At 38.8% G+C, this 4,138-nt stretch carries 3 protein-coding genes; all 3 read right to left on the bottom strand.

Features of this window, described 5'->3' with window-relative positions:
- Nucleotides 1-236: RHS repeat domain-containing protein (locus tag DW005_RS13395; RefSeq protein WP_147324450.1), on the bottom strand; the 236-nt coding region annotated here is incomplete at its 3' end.
- Nucleotides 237-257: 21 nt separating this feature from the next.
- Nucleotides 258-1,355 carry a hypothetical protein gene (locus DW005_RS13390; RefSeq protein ID WP_117480175.1) on the bottom strand — a complete coding sequence of 366 codons (1,098 nt, stop codon included), beginning with the start codon at nt 1,353-1,355 and terminating at the stop codon, nt 258-260.
- 24 nt (nt 1,356-1,379) lie between these two features.
- Nucleotides 1,380-4,138 (bottom strand): RHS repeat-associated core domain-containing protein (locus DW005_RS13385; protein WP_147324449.1); only part of this gene is annotated, 2,759 nt, incomplete at its 5' end.

The following is a 4,138-nucleotide window of genomic DNA, read 5'->3' as shown; positions in this document are numbered from 1 at the left end:
TTTCCGTTTTTATCTACGGTTTTCGTCAGGTTGCTGTTGCAGTCGTAAGTATATGTTTCCGTTCTTCCTTCCGGGTCAGTATAAGAAATCAAACGGTTTTTCGTGTCATACACATACTTTGTTTCCCGGATGGTATCGGATTTCTGCTTTTTATCTGCCATTTTCACTATCCCCAAAATTTTTCTACCTAAAACAATATCAAAATAGTCATACTTTGCAATTTCCTTCTTTTTCATAAATCATCACCTTAACTCTGATCATTCATAACTAAAACATGATATATAGTCTGAATCCCCTTTCCAATAAAACACTAGATTTTCAATAATAAAATCATAATTAAAACGCTCCCCTGACAAATCGGTTTTTTTTAATGTACGCGCTTTTATATCGTATATCATTGCTTTATGCTCACCATCTTCACGATCCGTATAAGCACACGCTATTTTACTCGAATCACAAACAGGGATTTCATCAAAATCCATACCCGGCGATACTTCATATTCATATATTTTCTTATCCTTACCATTTTTACAATATTGATAAATAGCCGGTCTGGCTGCATTTTGTCTTCGTACATAATAAAACTGATTGTCAACCTCCATTAACCCACGATAATATTTGACCGCACCTGTATTTTTCACTTCCTTTATATTCGTTTCTTTCCCTCGAATTCTTTTTTTCTTGTGCGTAGAAAGATTCACTTCACAAAGAGCAGTCCACGAATAATATGCACAATACAGCATATTTCCACAAAAACAAGCCTCGTATACATCGTCTGCCAATCGTGTAATTTTCTCTGTTTTCATATCATATTCATAAATATTAAATCTTGAGATAAAATACAGATTTTTTTTGTAATAATGGATCGCATATATCTCACAAAAATCTTCTAAATCTTCAATTTCTTTTGAAAGCCTTTTTTTCATTTTACTGTTTGATATAATTTCAACAACATTGTCACCATTGTAATCAGAAGAAACAATATTCCCTTCATGTTCAAAAAAAATAATGTTTTCTCCTAATGTTAAATGTACTCCAACTCCTTTCTCCTTAGAAAGAGGAAATTCATATATGATTTTTTCATCTTTTTTCCTCTTATCTACACGAACCACCTTATTTCCTTCCTTGGGATAAAAAATATACTTTTCGTTTTGAACAACAATAGGAGCGTTTCCAAAATACCGAACAGGCACTTTATTTTTAATTCTCGCATGATTCCAGTCATACGTTTTCAGGGAAGTTACTGCCTTGCTTATTTCCACAGGACTACTTTTTTTCACCTCAACATTGTTTATACTGCCACATCCCACCATAAAAAACATTGCAAAAATAACTATAAGTACATTTTTTCTCATGTTTTACTGCTCCTCTCCCAAAAATCAATTAAGACATTTACCGGTTCCTTTATAACATTTTGAACCTATCTTTTTTATTTGCTTTCTAAATTTACTTGCCTTTCCCTTATATTTCCAGCCGTATTTCTTTTTATTTTTCATAGGCTTTGGTGAAGATTTTTCAAATAATATAATCTTCCATTTCTTAGTCGCTTCTTGGCTATTATCTCCCATCATATAGTTTACGTTCAATTGAGTGTTACCTGTCGGAATACTCAAACCTTTCATTTTCCACCCTACATAAATAGATACTTCACCCATTCCATTAGCTTCCGGACCAATCTCCGCAACAACACAATATAAATAATTTCCATTGTTTGTATCTATTATAACGCCCAAAGAATACTTATATCTTGACTCACTTGGTGGTACTACAATATAAGGAATTTCGTCAGCACTTACGTATTTTCCAAAACATGATGTCGTATTTCTCTTTCCATGAGTACTATCGCCATAATACTTGTTCTTTTTCATTTGATTTGTAACTTTACCATCTGTGCATATACGCAACTCCTTAACTTCAGTCTTAAAGACTTTTCCTTTTCTCCGGCTTATCCATTCAAATCCTTCGGTATGAATTTGCCCATTACTGTCTTTATAGGAATACCCATACATATGTCCACTCGGGTCCACCATATTCACCCCGTCATTCGCACAATAGGTATACAAATGCAGACTCAGCGGCTCATTACTTTCCCCGGTATAAGTATCTCTTGTGATAAATCTTCCTACACTTGGTTCATAGTATCTTGCCCGCAGATAGACTTCCTCCGTCTCTTTATCGTAGTATTCCCCACAATAACGGTACGGGTTCTCATCCTTTTTCTCCGGTTTTACTTCGTTTCCAAAGGAATCATACTCATATGTCTTTGTGACATTTCCGGATTCATCCAAAAGCTGCACTACATTGCCGTGCATATCTGTGACATAATACGTTTTCTCCGTATTCTCTCCTTTATCGGCATACACTAAATCATTTCCACGGATGTAACGTTTCTGTACAGCTCCTCCCTTTGACAGTTCCATTACCACCTGCTCTCCGTCCCAGACATAAATTGTTTTTTCTCCGTTTACCGTCTTTCCGGTACGAAGTCCTTCGGCATCATAAGTAAAGCTTACTTTGTAGTTTTTCGTAAGCGTCTCGGTCAGCTGATTCAAAGCATTATAATGGTTTACTACATTATCGTTCAATTGATTGTCTCCCAGCGTCACATCGACATCGATGTAAGACGTATCCTTTGCTTCTGCCGGAATTTCAGAGCGGTTCACGGTAGCAAGCTGGTTTCCGTTCTTATCATTTTTGTAAATCACCACATCGTTCTTCTCCGTGTCGGTATGCAGCGTATCCGTGCGGAGCAGTTCGTCGTTTTTGTTGTACTGATAAGCGGTTGTCTTGTTTCCGATTGTCATCTGTTTCCGGTTATTGTTGGCGTCATAGGTATAGGAAATATCTTCCCTTCCTGTTTTTGTTTCTCTGGTAATACGGCCAAGCATATCATAGGTGTAGGCTGCCGTTTTTTTCGTGTTCTTTCCCTTCTTATCCATAACGGTAGAAACTTCTTCTGCTTTCTGTCCGTTTTTGAGATAGGTACTGCTGTACTTGGAAACCACACCTTTACCTGTCTCGTTTGTCATAGAGGTTAAACGGTTCTGGTAATCATAGCCATACGTGGTTTTCAGTCCGTTTGCCGCCTGTCTTTCGCTAAGGCTTCCCTCCGTATCATAGGCATAAGAAACAGCCTGATTTCCTTCGCTGTCTTTGACGGAAATCAGTCGGGAACTGCCATCATACTCATACGACAGTGAAAGTTTGGTATCCTCTCCTGCTTTTACGGAAAAAGTGGATTTGTTCCCCTTACTGTCATAGGTATAATTCTTTACGACATCCTTATTTTTTGTCAGTTTGGTCGTTTCTTTTGTGACCTGACCGGACACATCGCCATACACAAACTGTGTATCATCCTGTACTGCCACATCTCCATAGGCGTTGTAGCGGTAAGTATGTACGGTTTCTTTTCCGGTCTTTTTCTCCTTCGCTGTCCTCTCGGTCAGCCGGTTTTTATTATCATATGTGTTCTTCAAAGTATTTCCGTTTTTATCTACGGTTTTCGTCAGGTTGCTGTTGCAGTCGTAAGTATACGTTTCCGTTCTTCCTTCCGGGTCGGTATAAGAAACCAGACGGTTTTTCGTGTCATACACATACTTTGTTTCCCGGATGGTATCGGATTTCTTTTTCCCGGTTACCAAAACGGCATACGTTTTACCGCCATAGGTAAAGGTATCCTTACCGGCATCGTCTTTGGCATTTTCAACTGCCGCTACCGTTACTGTCAAAGGACCGGTCATACCGGTAAACCGGCGCACCTTGTTGCCCTGCTCGTCATAAACATACTGGACATACTGTGCTTTTTCATTTTCCAGACTGCTTTTCACCTGAACGAGATTTCCCTGTTTATCATAAGTATACTCGATTTCTTTGTTCTTGTCACCCTCGATTTGCTCTTCTGTTTCCACGAGGTTGCCGGATTTATCATATTCGTTTACCACGGTCTGGTAACCGGCACTTCCGTCTGTCTTGTTCTGCGGAAGTTCTTCTTTGATCTTACGTCCCAAAAGGTCATACGTATATGCTGCCGCCACGTTCTCTTTGACGCCGCGCGGACTGTATTCTTTTGTAACCTGTCCCTTACTGTCATAGACGGCTTTTGTTTTCTGGGTCTGCCAGTCGGTTTCCCCTTCTTTTC

Origin of the sequence: Clostridium sp. AF36-4, assembly GCF_003435975.1 — a bacterium.
Classification (GTDB): Bacteria; Bacillota; Clostridia; order Lachnospirales; family Lachnospiraceae; genus Eubacterium_F.
Note: the sequence above shows the minus strand (reverse complement) of the source record. Positions and strands in the feature narration are given on the sequence as shown.

Coding starts and splice junctions, on each gene's coding strand:
- DW005_RS13390 (WP_117480175.1), bottom strand. CDS start 1,355: ATGAGAAAAAATGTACTTATAGTTATTTTTGCAATGTTTTTTATGGTG.